The 19494-nt window shown below is 69.9% G+C and carries 16 protein-coding genes and 1 riboswitch; of the genes, 13 read left to right on the top strand and 3 right to left on the bottom strand.

The genetic code is table 11. From position 1 onward, the window contains the following. The first annotated feature begins 32 nt into the window (after positions 1-32). The 9 genes from AB5J55_RS36740 (at position 33) to AB5J55_RS36780 (ending at position 10375) form a co-directional block, all read left to right on the top strand. Positions 33-1097 carry a polyprenyl synthetase family protein gene (locus AB5J55_RS36740; protein WP_369276391.1) on the top strand — a complete coding sequence of 355 codons (1065 nt, stop codon included), beginning with the start codon at positions 33-35 and terminating at the stop codon, positions 1095-1097. Positions 1098-1240: 143 nt separating this feature from the next. Further along, positions 1241-3256, top strand: a complete 2016-nt coding sequence (gene shc, locus AB5J55_RS36745) for a squalene--hopene cyclase (protein ID WP_369274757.1) — start codon at positions 1241-1243, stop codon at positions 3254-3256. Then, positions 3256-3897 (top strand): 1-hydroxy-2-methyl-2-butenyl 4-diphosphate reductase, encoded by a 642-nt coding sequence (locus tag AB5J55_RS36750; protein ID WP_369274758.1) that lies wholly within the window; start codon positions 3256-3258, stop codon positions 3895-3897. The genes shc and AB5J55_RS36750 overlap by 1 nt, the downstream gene beginning before the upstream one ends. Before the next feature lie 5 nt (positions 3898-3902). Further along, on the top strand, positions 3903-4925 hold the full coding sequence (gene hpnH, locus AB5J55_RS36755) for an adenosyl-hopene transferase HpnH (RefSeq protein WP_369274759.1): 1023 nt from the start codon (positions 3903-3905) through the stop codon (positions 4923-4925). Between the two features lie 4 nt (positions 4926-4929). Continuing rightward, positions 4930-6105 carry a flavodoxin-dependent (E)-4-hydroxy-3-methylbut-2-enyl-diphosphate synthase gene (gene ispG, locus AB5J55_RS36760; protein ID WP_369274760.1) on the top strand — a complete coding sequence of 392 codons (1176 nt, stop codon included), beginning with the start codon at positions 4930-4932 and terminating at the stop codon, positions 6103-6105. A 31-nt stretch (positions 6106-6136) separates the two neighbouring features. Next, positions 6137-8137 (top strand): 1-deoxy-D-xylulose-5-phosphate synthase, encoded by a 2001-nt coding sequence (gene dxs / locus AB5J55_RS36765; RefSeq protein ID WP_369274761.1) that lies wholly within the window; start codon positions 6137-6139, stop codon positions 8135-8137. Then, positions 8134-9519 carry an aspartate aminotransferase family protein gene (locus AB5J55_RS36770; protein ID WP_369274762.1) on the top strand — a complete coding sequence of 462 codons (1386 nt, stop codon included), beginning with the start codon at positions 8134-8136 and terminating at the stop codon, positions 9517-9519. Before dxs ends, AB5J55_RS36770 begins: the two co-directional genes overlap by 4 nt. Before the next feature lie 68 nt (positions 9520-9587). Beyond that, positions 9588-10256, top strand: coding sequence for a helix-turn-helix domain-containing protein (locus AB5J55_RS36775; protein ID WP_369274763.1), 669 nt, complete (start codon positions 9588-9590; stop codon positions 10254-10256). Beyond that, a complete protein-coding gene (locus AB5J55_RS36780; protein WP_369274764.1) occupies positions 10253-10375 on the top strand; it encodes a DUF6126 family protein in 123 nt (40 codons plus the stop codon). The genes AB5J55_RS36775 and AB5J55_RS36780 overlap by 4 nt, the downstream gene beginning before the upstream one ends. A gap of 57 nt (positions 10376-10432) precedes the next feature. On the opposite strand, the gene AB5J55_RS36785 is transcribed toward AB5J55_RS36780, so the two are convergent. Beyond that, a complete protein-coding gene (locus AB5J55_RS36785) occupies positions 10433-11230 on the bottom strand; it encodes a tyrosine-protein phosphatase (protein WP_369274765.1) in 798 nt (265 codons plus the stop codon). A 191-nt stretch (positions 11231-11421) separates the two neighbouring features. Between AB5J55_RS36785 and AB5J55_RS36790 the strand changes: the two genes are divergently transcribed. The 3 genes from AB5J55_RS36790 to AB5J55_RS36800 all read left to right on the top strand — a co-directional run bounded on the left by AB5J55_RS36790 (position 11422) and on the right by AB5J55_RS36800 (position 15964). After that, positions 11422-13491, top strand: a complete 2070-nt coding sequence (locus AB5J55_RS36790; RefSeq protein ID WP_369274766.1) for an alpha-galactosidase — start codon at positions 11422-11424, stop codon at positions 13489-13491. Between the two features lie 308 nt (positions 13492-13799). Next, positions 13800-13957: riboswitch (cyclic di-AMP (ydaO/yuaA leader) on the top strand. Positions 13958-13961: 4 nt separating this feature from the next. Further along, on the top strand, positions 13962-14915 hold the full coding sequence (locus AB5J55_RS36795) for a LysM peptidoglycan-binding domain-containing M23 family metallopeptidase (protein WP_369274767.1): 954 nt from the start codon (positions 13962-13964) through the stop codon (positions 14913-14915). A gap of 263 nt (positions 14916-15178) precedes the next feature. After that, the gene (locus AB5J55_RS36800; RefSeq protein ID WP_369276392.1) at positions 15179-15964 is read left to right on the top strand and encodes an SGNH/GDSL hydrolase family protein; all 786 of its coding nucleotides are present in this window, start codon (positions 15179-15181) and stop codon (positions 15962-15964) included. Positions 15965-16060: 96 nt separating this feature from the next. On the opposite strand, the gene AB5J55_RS36805 is transcribed toward AB5J55_RS36800, so the two are convergent. Both AB5J55_RS36805 and AB5J55_RS36810 read right to left on the bottom strand, forming a co-directional pair. Beyond that, complete coding sequence (locus AB5J55_RS36805; RefSeq protein ID WP_369274769.1) at positions 16061-16681, bottom strand: TetR/AcrR family transcriptional regulator; 621 nt, start codon at positions 16679-16681, stop codon at positions 16061-16063. 71 nt (positions 16682-16752) lie between these two features. After that, positions 16753-17931 (bottom strand): Glu/Leu/Phe/Val dehydrogenase dimerization domain-containing protein, encoded by a 1179-nt coding sequence (locus AB5J55_RS36810; RefSeq protein WP_369274770.1) that lies wholly within the window; start codon positions 17929-17931, stop codon positions 16753-16755. Positions 17932-18184: 253 nt separating this feature from the next. Here AB5J55_RS36810 and AB5J55_RS36815 point away from each other — a divergent pair, with 253 nt between their 5' ends. Then, complete coding sequence (locus AB5J55_RS36815; RefSeq protein WP_369274771.1) at positions 18185-19360, top strand: MBL fold metallo-hydrolase; 1176 nt, start codon at positions 18185-18187, stop codon at positions 19358-19360. Positions 19361-19494 lie beyond the last annotated feature (134 nt).

A 19494-nucleotide genomic window follows, 5' to 3' on the forward strand; every position in this document is an offset into this window, starting at 1 on the left:
GTACCGCAACAAGAGGAGAGAACGTGCCCACTGTGCCCCCGGCCTCGAAGGCCGCTCGAGAGACCGCGGTCGACGTGACCGCGCTCCTGGAGCGCGGTAGGACCCTGGCCACGCCGGTACTGCGGGCGGCGATCGACCGCCTGGCCCCTCCCATGGACACCGTTTCCGCCTACCACTTCGGCTGGATCGACGCTGACGGCAACCCCACGGCCGGCGACGGCGGCAAGGCCGTACGCCCGGCCCTCGCGGTGCTCTCCGCCGAGGTCACCGGCGCCGCGCCCGAAGTTGGCATCCCCGGCGCCGTCGCAGTCGAACTGGTCCACAACTTCTCGCTGCTGCACGACGACCTGATGGACGGCGACGAACAGCGCCGCCACCGCGACACCGTCTGGAAGGTGCACGGGCCCGCGCAGGCCATCCTCGTCGGCGACGCCATGTTCGCGCTCGCCAACGAGGTCCTGCTGGAGCTCGGCACCGTCGAGGCCGGCCGTGCCACCCGTCGCCTGACCACCGCGACCCGCGCCCTCATCGACGGCCAGGCGCAGGACATCTCCTACGAGCACCGCGACCGCGTCAGCGTCGAGGAGTGCCTGGAGATGGAGGGCAACAAGACCGGCGCCCTGCTCGCCTGCGCCAGCTCCATCGGCGCCGTGCTCGGCGGCGCGGACGACGGCACCGCCGACATCCTGGAGAAGTACGGCTACCACCTGGGCCTCGCCTTCCAGGCCGTCGACGACCTCCTCGGCATCTGGGGCGACCCCGTCTCCACCGGCAAGCAGACCTGGAGCGACCTGCGCCAGCGCAAGAAGTCCCTGCCGGTGGTGGCCGCGCTCGCGGCGGGCGGCTCCGCTTCCCAGCAGCTCGGCGAAATCCTCGCCGCCGACGCCAAGAGCAGCGACTTCGAGAACTTCTCGGAGGAGGAGTTCGCCGCCCGCGCCGCCCTCATCGAGGAGGCGGGCGGCCGCGAGTGGACCGCCGATGAGGCGCGCCGTCAGCACGCCATCGCCGTCGAGGCCCTCGACGCCGTGGACATGCCCGACCGGGTGCGGGACCAGTTCACGGCACTCGCCGACTTCGTCGTCGTACGAAAGAGATGATCACCACCGGGCGAAAAGAGATGATCAGTATCGGTCGAATAACCCTCGCTTAGTCGCCGGCCGGTGCAGCGTGAGCCAGCGCACCGGCCGACGGCGGACCCACAGCAGACGCACTACCAGTAGCACTGCACGAAGGGGAAGCCATGACAGCGACGACCGACGGAAGCACCGGGGCACTGCCACCCCGGGCAGCCGCGGCCAGCGACACCGACAGCGAAACCCCCGTGGCGGCCGGGGTCCACGAAGCCGCCGTACGCGCCGCCCGGCGCGCCACCGACTTCCTGCTGGCGAAGCAGGACGCCCAGGGCTGGTGGAAGGGCGACCTCGAGACGAACGTCACCATGGACGCCGAGGACCTGCTGCTCCGTCAGTTCCTGGGCATCCGCGACGAGAAGACCACTCAGGCCGCGGCGCTCTTCATCCGGGGCGAGCAGCGCGAGGACGGCACCTGGGGCACCTTCTACGGCGCGCCCGGCGAACTCTCCGCCACCATCGAGGCGTACGTCGCCCTCCGCCTGGCCGGCGACGCGCCCGAAGCCCCGCACATGGCCAAGGCCTCCGCCTGGATCCGCGAGCAGGGCGGCATCGCCGCCTCCCGTGTGTTCACCCGGATCTGGCTGGCCCTGTTCGGCTGGTGGAAGTGGGAGGACCTGCCCGAACTCCCGCCGGAGCTCATCTACTTCCCCAAGTGGGTCCCGCTCAACATCTACGACTTCGGCTGCTGGGCCCGGCAGACCATCGTCCCGCTGACGGTCGTCTCCGCGAAGCGCCCGGTACGGCCCGCGCCCTTCCCGCTCGACGAGCTGCACACCGATCCGGCCCGCCCCAACCCGCCCAAGCCTCTCGCTCCGGCGGCCAGTTGGGACGGCGCCTTCCAGCGGCTCGACAAGGCATTGCACCAGCTGCGCAAGGTCGCCCCGCGCAGGCTGCGCAGAGCGGCCATGAACAGCGCCGCACGCTGGATCATCGAGCGGCAGGAGAACGACGGCTGCTGGGGAGGCATCCAGCCGCCGGCGGTGTACTCGATCATCGCCCTGCACCTGCTCGGTTACGACCTCCAGCACCCCGTGATGCGCGAGGGGCTGGCGTCGCTGGACCGCTTCGCCATCTGGCGCGAGGACGGGGCCCGGATGATCGAGGCCTGCCAGTCGCCGGTCTGGGACACTTGCCTCGCGACCATCGCGCTGGTCGACGCGGGTGTGCCCGCCGACCATCCGCAGCTCGTCAAGGCCGCCGACTGGATGCTGGGCGAGGAGATCGTCCGGCCCGGTGACTGGGCGGTCAAGCGGCCCCAACTGCCCCCGGGCGGCTGGGCGTTCGAGTTCCACAACGACAACTACCCCGACATCGACGACACCGCGGAGGTGGTCCTCGCACTGCGCCGGGTCAGGCATCACGACCCGGAGCGGATGGAGCGGGCGATCGGCCGCGGGGTGCGCTGGAACCTCGGGATGCAGTCGAGGAACGGGGCGTGGGGCGCCTTCGACGTCGACAACACCAGCCCGTTCCCCAACCGGCTGCCGTTCTGCGACTTCGGCGAGGTCATCGACCCACCGTCGGCGGACGTCACGGCCCACGTGGTGGAGATGCTGGCCGTCGAGGGCCTCGCCCACGACCCGCGTACCCGGCGCGGCATCCAGTGGCTGCTCGCCGAGCAGGAGCCGGACGGCTCGTGGTTCGGGCGCTGGGGCGTGAACTACATCTACGGCACCGGATCCGTCGTACCCGCCCTGGTGGCGGCCGGCTTCCCGGGCTCGCACCCGGCGATCCGCCGCGCGGTGAGCTGGCTGGAGTCCGTCCAGAACGACGACGGCGGCTGGGGCGAGGACCTGCGCTCCTACAGGTACGTCAAGGAGTGGAGCGGCAAGGGCGCCTCCACGGCCTCGCAGACCGCCTGGGCGCTGATGGCGCTGCTGGCGGCGGGGGAGAAGGACTCCAAGGCCGTCGAACGCGGCATCGAATGGCTCGCGGCCACCCAGCGGGAGGACGGCTCCTGGGACGAGCCGTACTTCACCGGCACCGGGTTCCCCTGGGACTTCTCGATCAACTACCACCTCTACCGGCAGGTCTTCCCGCTCACCGCCCTCGGCCGGTACGTCCATGGAGAGCCCTTCGCCGAGAAGCCCGAGCCGTCCCTCGCCGAGGCCAAGGTGAGCTGATGAGCCCACAGCCCGCCCCGGCCCCGCTGCTGATCGCCTGCGCGCTCGGCATCGAGCAGTTCGCCCTGCGCACGAGCGACCGTGGCGGTGCCGGCGGGCCGGTCACCGTGCTGCGGACCGGCATGGGCCCCCGGGCGGCCCAACGCTCCGTCACCCGGATCCTGGGCGACCCGGCCCTCAGCGGTGCCGCCGTGCTCGCCACCGGGTTCTGCGCGGGACTCGCTCCTGGTATGCATCCAGGCGATCTGGTCGTCGCCGAGGAGACCCGGGATCCGGGTGGAACCATTCCGTGCGTCGGGACCGACCTACTCGTCAAAGAGCTCGCGCGGACCATTCCCGGCCGCACCGTCCACACCGGACCTCTCACCGGCTCCGATCACATCATCCGTGGTCAGGAACGGTCCGATCTGCTCTCGACCGGTGCAATCGCGGTCGACATGGAATCGGCGGCCACGCTCCTGAGCGCCGTGCACGCGGGTGAGCGCCCGGTTGCGGCCGTCCGGGTGGTCGTGGACGCTCCAGAACATGAACTCGTCCGGATCGGCACGTTGCGCGGTGGAATATCAGCTTTCCGCGTCCTTCGTTCCGTTCTTCCCGCATTCTTTGAATGGCACCGTTCTTTGCTGCTCCCCAGGAGGTGAGCCAGATGGCCATGCCGCTGCGTCAGTCCATCAAGGTCGCTACTTACTTGGCCGAACAAAAGCTCCGTCGGCGGGACAAGTTTCCGCTGATCGTCGAGCTGGAACCGCTTTTCGCCTGCAACCTCAAGTGCGAGGGCTGCGGCAAGATCCAGCACCCGGCCGGAGTACTCAAGCAGCGCATGCCGGTGGCCCAGGCCGTGGGGGCCGTGCTCGAATCCGGTGCGCCCATGGTGTCCATCGCCGGCGGTGAGCCGCTGATGCATCCGCAGATCGATGAGATCGTGCGGCAGCTGGTGGCCAAGCGGAAGTACGTCTTCCTGTGCACCAATGCCCTGCTGATGCGCAAGAAGATGGAAAAGTTCAAGCCCTCGCCCTACTTCGCCTTCGCCGTGCACATCGACGGTCTGCGCGAGCGCCACGACGAGTCCGTGGCGAAGGAAGGTGTGTTCGACGAGGCGGTGGAGGCGATCAAGGAGGCCAAGCGGCGCGGCTTCCGGGTCACCACCAACTCGACCTTCTTCAACACCGACACCCCGCAGACCATCATCGAGGTGCTCAACTTCCTCAACGACGACCTCAAGGTCGACGAGATGATGATCTCGCCCGCCTACGCCTACGAGAAGGCCCCCGACCAGGAGCACTTCCTGGGCGTCGAGCAGACCCGCGAGCTGTTCAAGAAGGCCTTCGCGGGCGGCAACCGCCGCAAGTGGCGGCTGAACCACTCGCCGCTGTTCCTCGACTTCCTCGAGGGCAAGGTCGACTTCCCGTGCACCGCCTGGGCGATCCCGAACTACTCGCTGTTCGGCTGGCAGCGCCCCTGCTACCTGATGAGCGACGGGTACGTCCCGACCTACCGCGAGCTGATCGAGGAGACCGACTGGGACAAGTACGGCCGCGGCAAGGACCCGCGCTGCGCCAACTGCATGGCGCACTGCGGCTACGAGCCCACCGCCGTCCTCGCCACCATGGGTTCGCTCAAGGAGTCGCTGCGCGCCATGCGCGAGACGGTCTCCGGGAACCGGGAGTGACGCCGTGACCGCCATCTCCTTGGGCGTTCCCGAGGTACCCCTCCGGCCGATCGCCGAGCGGCGTGAGTCGCGGCAGATCCAGGTCGGCCCGGTGGCGGTGGGGGGTGGTGCCCCTGTGTCGGTGCAGTCGATGACGACGACGCGTACGTCGGACATCGGCGCCACTCTCCAGCAGATCGCGGAGCTCACGGCCTCCGGCTGCCAGATCGTGCGCGTGGCGTGTCCGACGCAGGACGACGCGGACGCGCTCGCGACGATCGCCCGCAAGTCCCAGATCCCGGTGATCGCGGACATCCACTTCCAGCCGAAGTACGTGTTCGCGGCGATCGAGGCCGGCTGTGCGGCGGTCCGTGTGAACCCGGGCAACATCAAGCAGTTCGACGACAAGGTCAAGGAGATCGCGCGGGCCGCGAAGGACCACGGCACCCCGATCCGCATCGGCGTCAACGCCGGCTCGCTGGACCGCCGTCTGCTCCAGAAGTACGGCAAGGCCACGCCCGAGGCGCTCGCCGAGTCGGCCCTGTGGGAGGCGTCCCTCTTCGAGGAGCACGACTTCCGCGACATCAAGATCTCGGTCAAGCACAACGACCCGGTCGTGATGGTCGAGGCCTACCGGCAGCTGGCCGCCCAGTGCGACTACCCCCTCCACCTCGGTGTGACGGAGGCGGGCCCGGCCTTCCAGGGCACGATCAAGTCGGCCGTGGCCTTCGGCGCCCTGCTCTCCCAGGGCATCGGCGACACCATCCGCGTGTCCCTCTCGGCCCCGCCGGTCGAGGAGGTCAAGGTGGGCATCCAGATCCTGGAGTCCCTGAACCTCAGGCAGCGACGCCTGGAGATCGTCTCCTGTCCGTCCTGCGGCCGCGCCCAGGTCGACGTCTACAAGCTGGCCGACGAGGTCACGGCGGGCCTGGAGGGCATGGAGGTGCCGTTGCGTGTCGCCGTCATGGGGTGTGTGGTGAACGGCCCCGGTGAGGCGCGGGAGGCGGACCTGGGGGTCGCCTCCGGCAACGGCAAGGGCCAGATCTTCGTCAAGGGCGAGGTCATCAAGACCGTCCCCGAGTCCAGGATCGTCGAGACCCTGATCGAAGAGGCGATGAAGATCGCCGAGCAGATGGAGCAGGACGGGGACGCCACGGGCGCCTCCATCGTCACGGGGAAACCAGAAGTGACTGTGAGCTGAAGCAAGGCACGGACCGAGAGGGGGCCCGAGCGTGACGATTCTGGAGAGCATCCGGGGACCACGTGACCTGAAGGCGCTGTCCGAGGCGGAACTCGGTGAACTGTCCGACGAGATCAGGGAGTTCCTGGTGCACGCGGTCGCCAGGACCGGTGGACATCTCGGACCCAATCTGGGGGTGGTCGAACTCTCCATCGCGCTCCACCGGGTCTTCGAGTCGCCGGTCGACCGCATCGTCTGGGACACCGGTCACCAGAGCTACGTACACAAGCTTTTGACGGGGCGCCAGGACTTCTCCAAGCTGCGCGGCAAGGGGGGCCTGTCCGGCTACCCGTCGCGGGAGGAGTCCGAGCACGACATCGTCGAGAACAGCCACGCCTCCACCGCGCTCGGCTGGGCCGACGGGCTCGCCAAGGCGCGTCAGGTGCAGGGCGAGAAGGGGCACGTCGTCGCGGTGATCGGCGACGGTGCGCTGACCGGCGGCATGGCCTGGGAGGCGCTCAACAACATCGCGGCCGCCAAGGACCGGCCCCTGATCATCGTCGTCAACGACAACGAGCGCTCGTACGCGCCCACCATCGGCGGCCTGGCCAACCACCTGGCCACCCTGCGCACGACCGACAGCTACGAGAGGGTCCTGGCCTGGGGCAAGGACGTACTGCTGCGGACACCGCTGGTGGGCAACACGATCTACGAGTCGCTGCACGGCGCGAAGAAGGGCTTCAAGGACGCCTTCGCACCGCAGGGCATGTTCGAGGACCTGGGTCTGAAGTACGTCGGCCCGATCGACGGGCACGACATCGGCGCCGTCGAGTCCGCGCTGCGGCGGGCCAAGCGCTTCCACGGGCCGGTGCTGATCCACTGCCTCACGGAGAAGGGGCGCGGCTATGAACCCGCCCTCGCCCACGAGGAGGACCACTTCCACACCGTCGGCGTGATGGACCCGCTGACCTGCGAGCCGCTCGCGCCGTCCAACGGACCGTCCTGGACGTCGGTGTTCGGCGACGAGATCGTGCGGATCGGCGAGGAGCGCGAGGACGTCGTGGCGATCACGGCGGCCATGCTGCATCCCGTCGGGCTCGGCAAGTTCGCGGAGCGGTTCCCGGACCGGGTCTGGGACGTCGGGATCGCCGAGCAGCACGCGGCCGTGTCGGCGGCGGGGCTCGCGACGGGCGGGGTGCATCCCGTGGTCGCCATCTACGCCACGTTCCTGAACCGTGCCTTCGACCAGCTGCTGATGGACGTCGCCCTGCACGGGTGCGGGGTGACCTTCGTGCTGGACCGGGCCGGCGTCACGGGTGCCGACGGGGCCTCCCACAACGGCATGTGGGACCTGTCGATCCTCCAGGTCGTGCCAGGCCTCAGGATCGCCGCGCCGCGCGACGCCGACCAGCTGCGGGCGCAGCTGCGGGAGGCGGTGGCCGTCGACGACGCGCCCACGCTGGTGCGGTTCCCCAAGGAGTCGGTCGGACCGTCGATCCCGGCGGTGGACCGGGTGGGCGGCCTGGACGTGCTGCACCGGGACGCGGGCGAGCCGGAGGTCCTTCTGGTCGCCGTCGGCGTGATGGCGCCGGTGTGCCTCCAGGCGGCAGAACTGCTCCAGGCCCGCGGCATCAACTGCACCGTCGTCGACCCGCGTTGGGTCAAGCCGGTCGACCCCGCTCTCGCGCCGCTCGCCGCCGAGCACCGGTTGGTGGCCGTGGTCGAGGACAACAGCCGCTCGTCCGGAGTCGGCTCCGCCGTGGCGCTCGCGCTGGGCGACGCCGAAGTCGACGTGCCCGTACGGCGGTTCGGCATCCCGGAGCAGTTCCTCGCGCACGCCAAGCGGAGCGAGGTGCTCGCCGACATCGGGCTCACACCCGTGGAGGTCGCCGGACGGATCAGCGCGAGCCTCGCCCTGAAGGAGGCCGAGGGCGGCCATGAGGGTCGTACCGGCCGCGGTCAGGGTCGTGTCGACGGCCATGAAGGACGTGCCGTCGTGCCGGTCAAGAAGAAAGCCGTCAAGGAGAAAGCCGTCAAGGAGAAAGCCGAATGACCACGGAGTTCGACCTAGGCAGACTCCTTGCCGAGCGCGGAGCCGAGCGCTACGAACTGCACACCAGGCACCTCAACCACCAGCTCCCGCGCATGCTGCACACCATCGGCTTCGACATGGTCTACGAGCGGGCCGAGGGCGCCTACTTCTGGGACGCGGACGGCGACGACTATCTGGACATGCTCGCCGGGTTCGGGGTGATGGGCCTGGGGCGCCACCACCCCGTCGTCCGCAAGGCGCTGCACGACGTCCTGGACGCCCAGCTCGCCGACCTCACCCGCTTCGACTGCCAGCCGCTGCCCGGACTGCTGGCCGAGAAGCTGCTCGCGCACAGCCCGCACCTGGACCGCGTCTTCTTCGGCAACAGCGGTACGGAGGCGGTGGAGACCGCGCTGAAGTTCGCGCGGTTCGTCACCGGCAGGCCCCGGATCCTGTACTGCGACCACGCCTTTCACGGGCTGACCACCGGATCGCTGTCGGTCAACGGCGAGTCCGGCTTCCGGGACGGCTTCGCCCCGCTGCTGCCCGACACGGCCGTACCGCTCGGCGATCTCGACGCCCTGGCAAGGGAGTTGAAGAAGGGCGACGTCGCCGCACTGATCGTCGAGCCGATCCAGGGCAAGGGCGTGCACGAGGCCCCGTCCGGCTATCTGCGGGCCGCCCAGGAACTGCTGCACAAGCACAAGGCGCTGCTCATCGCGGACGAGGTGCAGACCGGACTGGGCCGCACCGGGGACTTCTACGCCCATCAGCACGAGGACGGTGTGGAGCCGGACCTGGTGTGTGTGGCCAAGGCGCTCTCCGGCGGATATGTGCCGGTGGGCGCCACCCTCGGCAAGGACTGGATCTTCAAGAAGGTCTACTCGTCCATGGACCGCGTGCTGGTCCACTCGGCGAGCTTCGGATCCAACGCACAGGCCATGGCCGCAGGGCTCGCCGTGCTGTCCGTCATCGAGGACGAGCAGATCGTCGCGAACGCGCGGGCGACCGGGGAGCAGCTGAGGTCCCGGCTCGCGGCACTGATCGACAAGTACGAGCTGCTTGCCGACGTCCGCGGTCGGGGTCTGATGATCGGCATCGAGTTCGGCAGGCCCGACTCGCTGAAGCTGCGGAGCCGTTGGACCATGCTGCAGGCCGCGCGCAAGGGCCTGTTCGCGCAGATGGTCGTCGTACCGCTGCTGCGGCGGCACCGGATCCTCACTCAGGTCTCCGGGGACCACCTGGAGGTGATCAAGCTGATCCCGCCGCTCATCATCGGCGAGCGCGAGGTGGACCGGTTCGTCGACGCCTTCACGGACGTGATGGATGACGCCCACAGTGGGGGCGGGCTGGTGTGGGACTTCGGCAAGACGCTGATCAAGCAGGCGGTCGCCAACCGTTGACATCCGGGGTTTTTGCCTCTGAGGCAACAAATTTGCCGCAGAGGCAAGCATCCGGCTGAATGGAGAGCATGAGCTCTCCCGAGACCGGGCCAGAACCCGGGACCGAGCCCGAGCCGGGACTCCGGGCCGAGGCTGATGCGGCCGGGCTGGTCGATGCCCTGCCCGCCGTCGCGCCCCAGCTCCGCGCGCTGCGCCGCCGTGCCTCCCTCACCCTGGAGGCCGCGGCCCGCGCCGCCGGGCTGTCGCCCGCGCACCTGTCCCGCCTGGAGACCGGGCAGCGCCAGCCCTCGCTGCCGATGCTGCTCGCGCTCGCACGTATCTACGGTACGACTGTCTCCGAGCTGCTCGGCGAGACGGTCGCCGACCGGGACGCCGTGGTGCGTGCCGCCGGCATGGAGCCGACCGCGGCCGGCGGCTGGACGTACTGGCAGGCGGGCGCGTCCGGGCGCGGGATGCAGGCCCTGCGCGTGCACGTGCCGTACGGCTCGCAGGGCGACATCGTGCGCGTGCATCCCGGTGAGGAGTGGCTCCACGTCCTCAAGGGGCGGCTGCGGCTGCGCCTCGGGGACGCCACGCACCGGCTCGCGCCCGGAGACAGCGCGCACTTCGACTCGCTCACCCCACACCGGATCGCCGCCCTGGATCAGGACGGGGTCGAGCTCCTGTTCGTCCACACCCTGCTGCAGAGCCCCACGGCCACGCTGTGCCTGGGCCCCACCCCTGGAGAGACGTCATGAGCAACATGGAGGAGAAGTTCCCGCGCGCCCTGTGGGTACGGCTCATCATCTACATCGCGGTGGGGCACGTCTTCGCGGCGTTCATCTATCTGCTGTTCGAGATGGGCGCGCAGAAGTAGCCGGCTGGGTCCGCGCGACGTGGACACGCAGGCGGGCGCGCCGCCGGCCGCTCGGAGTCAGTCGAGCAGCCGCTCCCGCAGTCGCTCCCGGGTCTCCGGGGTGAGCCGCAGGCCCTGCTCCAGGTACGTGTCGACGCCGCCCCACGCCTCGTCGATCGTGTCGAAGGCCGCCGTCAGATACTCGGCCCGCGCGTCGAACAGGGGGCTGAGAAGCTCCATGACCTCGGGCGAGTAGGCCGAGGCGTCGCTGCTGCTGCGGCGCACCTTGTAGCGGCGGTGCTTGGCGTTCGACTCCAGGTAGTCGGCGACGATCGCCTCGCGCTCGACGCCGAGGGCGAGCAGCGTCACGGCGATGGACAGGCCGGCGCGGTCCTTGCCGGCCGCGCAGTGCATCAGGGCGGGGACGCTGTCCTGCGCGAGGGAGTGCAGCACCTGGGAGTGCTCGGCGGTGCGCTCCTTGATGATCATGCGGTAGGAGGCGATCATCCGGCCGGCGCCCTTGCCGTCGGCCAGGATCTCGCGAAGCTGGTCGAGGTTGCCGTCCCGGACCATCTTCCAGAACTCGGCGCCGTCCGCGGGGTCGGACAGCGGCAGGTTCACATTGCGCACGCCCCGCAGCTCCACGTCGGCGCCTTCGAGCTTCTGGTCGGCCGCGTTGCGGAAGTCGAAGATCGTGTGCAGCCCCAGGGTGTCGAGGAAGGCCGCGTCGTCCGCGGTCGCGTGCGCGAGGTGACCGCTGCGGAACAGAACCCCGTGCCGCACCCGCCGTCCGTCCACGGTCGGCAGTCCGCCCACATCACGAAAGTTGCGAACTCCGGCCAGCTCGGGCTCGGTCGACGGGATCTGCTGCGTCACGGGGGCTCCTCCCAGTCGGCCCCGTCGACGCGGCTCGGCGATGCGGCCGACGGGGTGCGCCCTCGACGATACGACATGGCTTCCTGGGCCAATGAGTTGTCCACAGGCGTTGCCTCGGGGTCGCCCGACCCTTGATGATGTTGGTACTTGGTGGCACCTGTTCGTATCTGTTTCAGATCTGTGAGGGCTTGATGCTGGAGATCTCCGACGACGGCCGTACGTGGCTCCTCTCCGGGCCGACCAGCAGTTATGCCGTCCATCTGACGGACGCCGACGAGCTCCTGCACCTCCACTGGGGCCCGCGCATCACCCTCGCCGACGCCGAGGCCCTCGCCGTACGCCCGCTGCCGGAGTACTGGCCCTTCGAGTCCCCGCTCGACGGCCGCGAGGAGTACCCGGTCGAGGGCGGCCCCCGCTTCGTACGCCCCGCCCTGTCCGTGCGCACCGACGAGCGGCGTGGCACCGAGTGGGGTTTCGAGCGACACGAGACCGAGGGTGACGAGCTGCGGTTGCGCTTTCGTGACGGCGGGCTGAACGTCACCCTGCACTACCGGATGCGCGCGGACGTCGTGGAGCGCTGGGTGACTCTGGACAACCAGGGACCCGTCCTGGAGCTGCTGCGCGCCGACTCGGCCACCTGGACACTGCCCGACCGGGAGGGCCGGCGGTTGTCCCAGCTGCACGGCAGGTGGGGCGCCGAGTCCAGGCTCACGCAGGCCCCACTCACCTACGGTGAGAAGGTCATCGGCAGCCGTCGCGGACACACCGGGCATCAGCATCTGCCCTGGGTCGCGCTCGACACGGACGCCACCGAGGAGCGCGGCGAGGTCTACGGCTGCGCTCTCGGCTGGTCGGGGTCCTGGCGCATCGCCGTGGCGCAACTCCCCGACGCGCGCGTGCAGATCACCGGTGGCGCCGGATACGACGACTCGGGCCTGCTGCGCCTCGCGACGGGGGAGTCCTTCACGACGCCCGTCTTCGCCGGCCTGTGGAGCGACGGTGGCTTCGGCGGGGCCAGTCGCGCCTGGCATGCGTACCAGCGCGCGTACGTGATCCCGGACGCGGACCAGGACCGGCCGGTGCTGTTCAACTCCTGGGAGGCGACCGAGTTCGACATCTCCGAGGAGCAGCAGAGCCTGCTCGCGCGGCGGGCCGCGGCCATCGGCGTCGAGCTGTTCGTCGTCGACGACGGCTGGTTCGGGAAGCGCACCAGCGACCGCGCCGGGCTCGGCGACTGGACCCCCAACCCCGACCGCTTCCCGTCCGGGCTCAAGCCGCTCGCCGAGTACGTGCACGCACTCGGCATGCGGTTCGGCATCTGGGTCGAACCGGAAATGGTCAATCCGGACAGTGACTTGTATCGCGCCCATCCCGAATGGGTTCAGCATCAAACGGGACGAAAGCGGACGGAACTTCGCAATCAGCTCGTACTGAACCTCGCGCGCGACGACGTGCAGGAGTACCTCTGGCAGCAGCTCGACGCACTCCTCTCCAGCGCCCCGATCGACTACGTGAAGTGGGACTTCAACCGCTGCTTCACCGACGCCGGCTGGCCCGGTGAGGCGTACCCGCAGCGCCTGTGGGTCGACCATGTGCGCGCTCTGTACGCCCTGCTGGACCGGCTGCGCGCCGCTCACCCCGGCGTCGCCTTCGAGTCCTGCTCGGGCGGCGGCGGACGGATCGACCTCGGTGTGCTCAGCCGTACCGACCAGGTGTGGACCTCGGACAACACCGACCCCCTCGACCGGCTCGCGATCCAGCACGGCTTCAGCCAGATCCACCCGGCGAGGGCCATGGCCGCCTGGGTCACCGACAGCCCGAACGCCATGCTCAACCACCGGGCCGCCTCCCTGCGCTTCCGGTTCGTGAGCGCGATGGCCGGAGTGCTCGGCGTCGGCGGCGACCTCACCCGGTGGACCGAGGGGGAGCTGGCCGAAGCGCGGGAGTGGGTGACGCTCTACAGGCAGATCCGGCCCGTGGTGCAGCGCGGCGACCTCTACCGGCTGCGGCCCCCGAGTGGCGGGCTCAGTGCGGTCCAGTACGCACTCGGTGACGAGACGGTCGTCCTGGCCTGGCTCCAGGCTCAGAGCTACGGCGAACCCGCCCCGCCGCTGCGGTTGCGCGCCCTGGACCCGACAGCGTCGTATGAATGCCTTGAAACGGGCGAAATTCACCGAGGGGCTGTATTGGTGCATCACGGACTACGCACCGACTTGCGGGGCGACCTTGATGCGACAGTTATCCGACTGCGTCGCATCTAGGAGTTCTGTCCGAATTGGCGCCTTAAATTCCAACTCGCTCCGGAGTAAAGGGAGCTGGAGAAGTGTCACGTGAGGAGCGTCATATTCGTGACCGTGCGTCGCTCGTCATGTTCACGTAATTCACATGCTTTTCGAGGGGTTTTGAGTCGGGCGACGTCCCGATAATTCACGGAGTGTGACCGGTAATTCCCACAAGGGATCAACGGGAACGCATTCGGACGGAACCCCTCACTTGTTCCGGTGCGTCTTCCTCGCTTACGTTCCACACCAATCCGGACGGACGCCTAATCCTGCCGCCGACCGGATCCCGCGCTAACTCACCCGTACCCGGCAGGAGCGGGGGACCCACAGGTACAACCGCCTGTTCCGGTCTCCGGAACGGCTTGGGGTCAAGTCGCGTCCCGACGCGACCGGGCATCTCCAGCCCGCACCCGACAGCTCACCTCGCAGGCGCCGGAGAGGAATTCGCCATGCCCGCGAAGGGTAAGCATCGCCGCCCGAAGTCCCTGCGCTTCACCCGCTCCATCGCCATCGCCGGAACAGGTGGCGCCGCTCTCGCTCTCCCGCTCATGGGGGCCGCCGGCGCCCACGCCGCTCCCTCTCAGTCCGTTTCGGAAAAGGCCGTTCAGTCCGCTCCGGTCGCCGAGAAGAAGGCCGAGAAGAAGGCCACCGGCAAGAAGGCGGACGCGCGGACCTATTCGGTCAAGGTCGGCGACTACCTTGCGAAGATCGCCGACGACCAGAACGTCAGCGGTGGCTGGAAGAAGCTCTACGCCGACAACCGTGAGGCCGTCGGCGCGGACCCGGCGCTGATCCACCCGGGTCTGAAGCTCACCATCGGCGGCAAGAAGGCCGAGACGAGCGCCCCCAAGTCCTCGTCCGCCCCCTCGTCTTCCTCCTCCGCGCCTTCGAAGCCGTCCTCGGACACGACCGCCTCGAAGTCGTCGGCGTCCAAGTCCGCCGCGTCGAAGACCACCACGACCGCCCAGAGCGCCGAGAACACCAGCGCCTCCAGCGGCTTCTCCGCCCCCCTCGACGGCGCCACCCTCGGCACCGCCTACAAGGTGGCCGGCAGCATGTGGTCCAGCGGCTACCACACCGGTGTCGACTTCTCCGCCCCCACCGGCACCCCCCTGAAGGCGGTCGGCGCGGGCACCGTCGTCTCGGCCGGCTGGGGCGGCGCGTACGGCAACCAGGTCGTCATCCAGCTCGCCGACGGGCACTACGCCCAGTACGCCCACCTGTCCTCGCTGTCCGTCTCCAGCGGCCAGTCAGTGACGGCGGGCCAGCAGATCGGGCTCTCCGGCGCGACCGGCAACGTCACCGGCCCGCACCTCCACTTCGAGATCCGCACCACCCCGGACTACGGCTCGGACCTGGACCCGGTCGCCTACCTCCGCTCGAAGGGCGTCTCCATCGGCTGACGCCTGCCGCGAAACCACCTGCCTGACACGCTGCCGAAGGCCGGACCCCGATCCCCGGGTCCGGCCTTCGGTGTGCGTGCACACGGCTGAGTGGCGGTTGCGCCCACAACACCCCTGATCAGAGGGTTATTCCACGTTTGGTGAACACTTTAGGAGTGGCTTATCTCACCGATCGTCAACCCCGTCCTACGGTCGCGTAGGTCACATTCGAAGGTGAATCATGGGCCGATGTGGCAGACGATTCGAAGAGTGACAGCAGATCAGTGATCGGGTCGTACGTTGCGGTGGGGGACAGCTTCACCGAGGGCGTCGGCGACCCCGGCCCCGACGGGGCGTTCGTCGGTTGGGCCGACCGGTTCGCGGTCCTGCTCGCGGACCGACGACCCGAGGGCGACTTCAACTACACGAACCTCGCCGTGCGCGGCAAACTGCTCGACCAGATCGTCGAGCACCAGCTTCCGAAGGCCGTCGAACTGGCCCCGGACCTGGTCTCGTTCTGTGCGGGCGGCAACGACATCATCCGGCCCGGCACCGATCCCGACGAGGTGGCCGAGCGCTTCGAGCGGGCGATCGCCCGACTCACCTCCGAGGTCGGCACCGTCATGGTGACGACCGGTTTCGACACCCGTGGCGTGCCCGTGCTGAGACATCTGCGCGGCAAGATCGCCACGTACAACGGTCATGTGCGGGCCATCGCCGACCGGTACGGATGCCCGGTTCTCGACCTGTGGTCCCTGAAGACCGTTCAGGACCGCCGGGCCTGGGACCACGACCGGCTCCACCTGTCTCCCGAGGGGCACACGCGCGTGGCGCTGCGGGCGGGCCAGGTCCTCGGCCTGGAGATCCCGGCCGACCCTGACCAGCCCTGGCCGCCGCTCCCGCCCCGCGGCACCCTCGACGTCCGCCGCGACGACGTCCAGTGGGCCCGCGAGTACCTGGTGCCCTGGATCGGGCGACGCCTGCGGGGCGAGTCGTCGGGGGACCACGTCACGGCCAAGGGCGCGCTGTCGCCGTACGACATCAAGATGCGGATCGAATCGGTGGCTTGAGAGCGGTTCTCAAGCGACCTGCAAGCGGTTCGCGGGTGACATGCACGCGTGGGCCGTACCGATCACGCGTCGGTACGGCCCACACGTGCGCCGGCGTCAGCGCGACGACGCCGTCAACGCCTCCCGCTCCAGCCCCAGTTCCCGGGCGAGCGCCTCGTCCACCCATTCCTGGGCACGCGCGCGTGAGACCGTGCCGCGGTACGACGTCATCTGCACCGCGAGCCCGTCGAGGAGGGCCGTCAGGCGCAGGGCTGCGCCCATGGGATCCGGGCAGCGGAACTCGTCCGCGGCCACGCCCTCCGCGATCACCTCGGCGATGGCGGCCTTCCACTGCCGGTCCAGGTCCCGCGTGACCTCCTGCAGCGCGGGTTCGCGCAGCGCCGCCGCCCAGCCCTCGATCCACAGTCGCCAGCCCTTGGCCTGACCGGTCGGCGCGTACCAGCGCACGGCAGCCCGCAGTCGGCGCAGCGCCGTCGTACGACGCCCGAGGACCCGTCGCAGACGGGCCAGGTCGCCCTGGGCCGCGTGCGTGAAGGCGGCGGCGACCAGCTTCTCCTTCGTGGCGAAGTGATAGAGCACCAGCGCGTTGCTCACCCCGAGCGTCGTGGCCACGTCGGCGATCCTGACCGCCGCCACGCCCCGCGCCTCTATCTGCTCCACGGCGGCACGCAGCAACTCCTCACGCCGCTCCGCCACGCTCAACCGCACTCTTGCCACTCGGCCACCTTAAGGCTTTGCCGCGGGCCGTTCCCGGGCCGTGGTCGAGTCGGGTCCCGGGGCCTTCGCGGTCACCGGAGTTGGCCGAATCGTTCGGCGATCACCGGCAACCGGTCCTCCGCGATGGCGTGCGCGGCGGCCCGGAGTGTCGTCCCGTCGGTCTCGGCCCGGGCCAGGGTGAGGTCGGTCAGGGCGCGCATCGAGCGCCGTGTGTGGGCGAACGCCTCGTCCGCGTCCGGACCGACGTCGCCGAACAGCGTCCACCACCACCAGGCGTTCGTGGCCGAGTTGACCACGACGTCCGGCAGCACGGTGACGCCCCGCGCGGCCAGCAGTTCCTCCGCCTCCGGCCGTACGGGCATGTTGGCCGCCTCGGCGATCCAGCGGGCGGTGATCCGCCCCTGGTTGGCGGCGTCGATCACGTAGGAGACGGCTGCCGGAACCAGCACCTCCGCCTCGACCGACAGCCAGGCGTCGCCCGGCAGTTCGCGGTCGCCGGGCCGCAGCGCCGCCCGGTCGATCGTGCCGTACGCGTCCCGTGCCGCCAGCAGGGCCTCGATGTCGAGGCCCGCCGGGTTGGCGATCGTGCCCTTGATGTCGGCGACCGCCACGACGGTGAGCCCCGCGCGCGTGAGGAAGCGCGCCGTGGCCCCGCCCATGGTCCCGAGTCCCTGCACGGCGGCGCGCGTCCTCCAGTACGGCACACCGGCCCGGTCCAGGGCGGTGAGCACCGACTCGGCGACGCCGCAGCCGCCGACCAGCTCATCGAGACCGATGCCGTCCACCTCGACCGCGAACGCGTCCGCGAGCCGGGTGCGTGCGCCGGCCTCGTCGTCGAGCAGCGGGTACACGGCCTGGACGGACGAGACGAGCCCCGCCTCGGCGGCCGCCCGGTCGACCACGTCCTGGGTGAGTCCGAGGTCCTCGCCCGTGGTCCAGAGGTTCTCGATGTAGGGCCGCATGGTCCGCAGGTAGCGCACGAGGACCCCGTAAGCCTCCGGGTCGCGGGGATCGCAGTCGATGCCGCCCTTGGCACCGCCCAGCGGGATGTACCTGGCCTCGGGGTCGTAGTGCAGGGCTTCCTTCATGCTCATGCCGCGGGCCAGCCCGGTGACCTCGTCGAGCGTGCAGCCCGGCCGCATGCGCAGTCCACCGCTGGAGACCCCGCGCACCAGCCGGTCGACGACCAGGAAGCCCTGGCGGCCGGTGACGTGGTCGGTCCAGGTGAGCGACAGCAGGGGCGTGGTCATGGGGTCTCCGGGGTGCGGGATGGAGGGCGAGCGAGGACCGCGTGCCGCGCGCGGCTACTGAACGATGGGTCAGTATCGGAGGGCGGGTGGGGACATGTCAATGAGGGGCATGGATCTCCTGGGCCGGGGTGACTTGCCGAGGCGATTCAGGGCCGCCGGCCGGGGTGCTCGGGGTTGCAGGGCCGGGGGCGTCCGGGGTTGTCGGAGGGGCCGACCATAATGGAATGCCTCACCGACTCCACCTGGAGGTACCGTGGCCGGTTTCCGTTTCCCGAGCTCCGGGCTGCGTGCCCTGCGGCCCGAGGCCTTCGGCGTGGACCCGAGCGGTGAGCGCATGGCGCGCATCCGCAGATCACCGCACTTCCGGGACGGGGTCTTCCAGAACCCCGGGGGTACCGCACGGACCAGACCTTCCGGATCGATGCTGGAGTTCGCCAAGGTCTTCTTCGACCGGGACACCCGGCCGCACCGTGTTCCGAAGGGCACCGTGCCGGTGCACCCCACCACCTACGCCGACCTGGCGAAACCGCCCGTCGGCGGGCTGCGCCTGACCTGGATGGGGCACTCCAGTGTCCTCGCGGAGATCGACGGCCACCGCGTGCTCTTCGACCCCGTGTGGGGCGAGCGCTGCTCCCCCTTCCCCTTCGCCGGTCCCAAGCGGCTGCACCCCGTGCCGCTGCCGCTCGCCCAGCTCGGCCCTGTCGACGTCGTGGTCATCTCCCACGACCACTACGACCACCTCGACCTGCCCACGATCAAGGCGCTGGTCGGCACGGACACGCTCTTCGCCGTACCGCTCGGCGTCGGGGCCCACCTCGAACACTGGGGCGTCTCGGCCGACCGGGTGCGAGAGCTGGACTGGCACGAGACGACGAAGGTCGGCGGCCTCAGCCTCACGGCAACCCCCGCCCGCCACTTCTGCGGCCGGGGGCTGCGCAACACCCAGCACACGCTCTGGGCGTCCTGGGTCGTCGCCTCCGGCGAGCACCGGATCTACCACAGCGGGGACACCGGCTACTTCGACGGCTTCACGGACATCGGAGCCGACCACGGCCCCTTCGACGCGACGATGATCCAGATCGGCGCCTACTCGGACTTCTGGCCCGACATCCACATGACGCCGGACGAGGGCGTCCGCGCCCACCTCGACCTCCAGGGCGGTGACCCGACCGCGGGCGTCATGCTGCCGATCCACTGGGGCACCTTCAACCTGGCGCCGCATGCGTGGGCCGAGCCGGGGGAGTGGACGATGCGGGCCACACACAAGGCCGGGGTCACGATGGCGGCTCCGCGCTGCGGCGAGCCCTTCGAACCGGCCTCGATGCCGCCCCTGACGCCGTGGTGGCGTGAAGTGGCCGAGACGCCGGCCGAGGGATGGCCGACGTGGCCGCCGGTCGCGTCGGGGCCGGACGGGGCGGCGGTCGTCTAGCGCGGGTTCTGTACGGGGCCGGTCGCGCTGCCGCGATTGAAGGCCTGCCCCAGTGCAGCGGCCGTCTCATTTACAGCGCCCGCCCCAGTGCAGCGCCTGCACCAGTTGCAGCGGCCGCCCGTCCACAGCGCCCG

The sequence above is a fragment of the Streptomyces sp. R11 genome, assembly GCF_041051905.1.
Classification (GTDB): domain Bacteria; phylum Actinomycetota; class Actinomycetes; order Streptomycetales; family Streptomycetaceae; genus Streptomyces.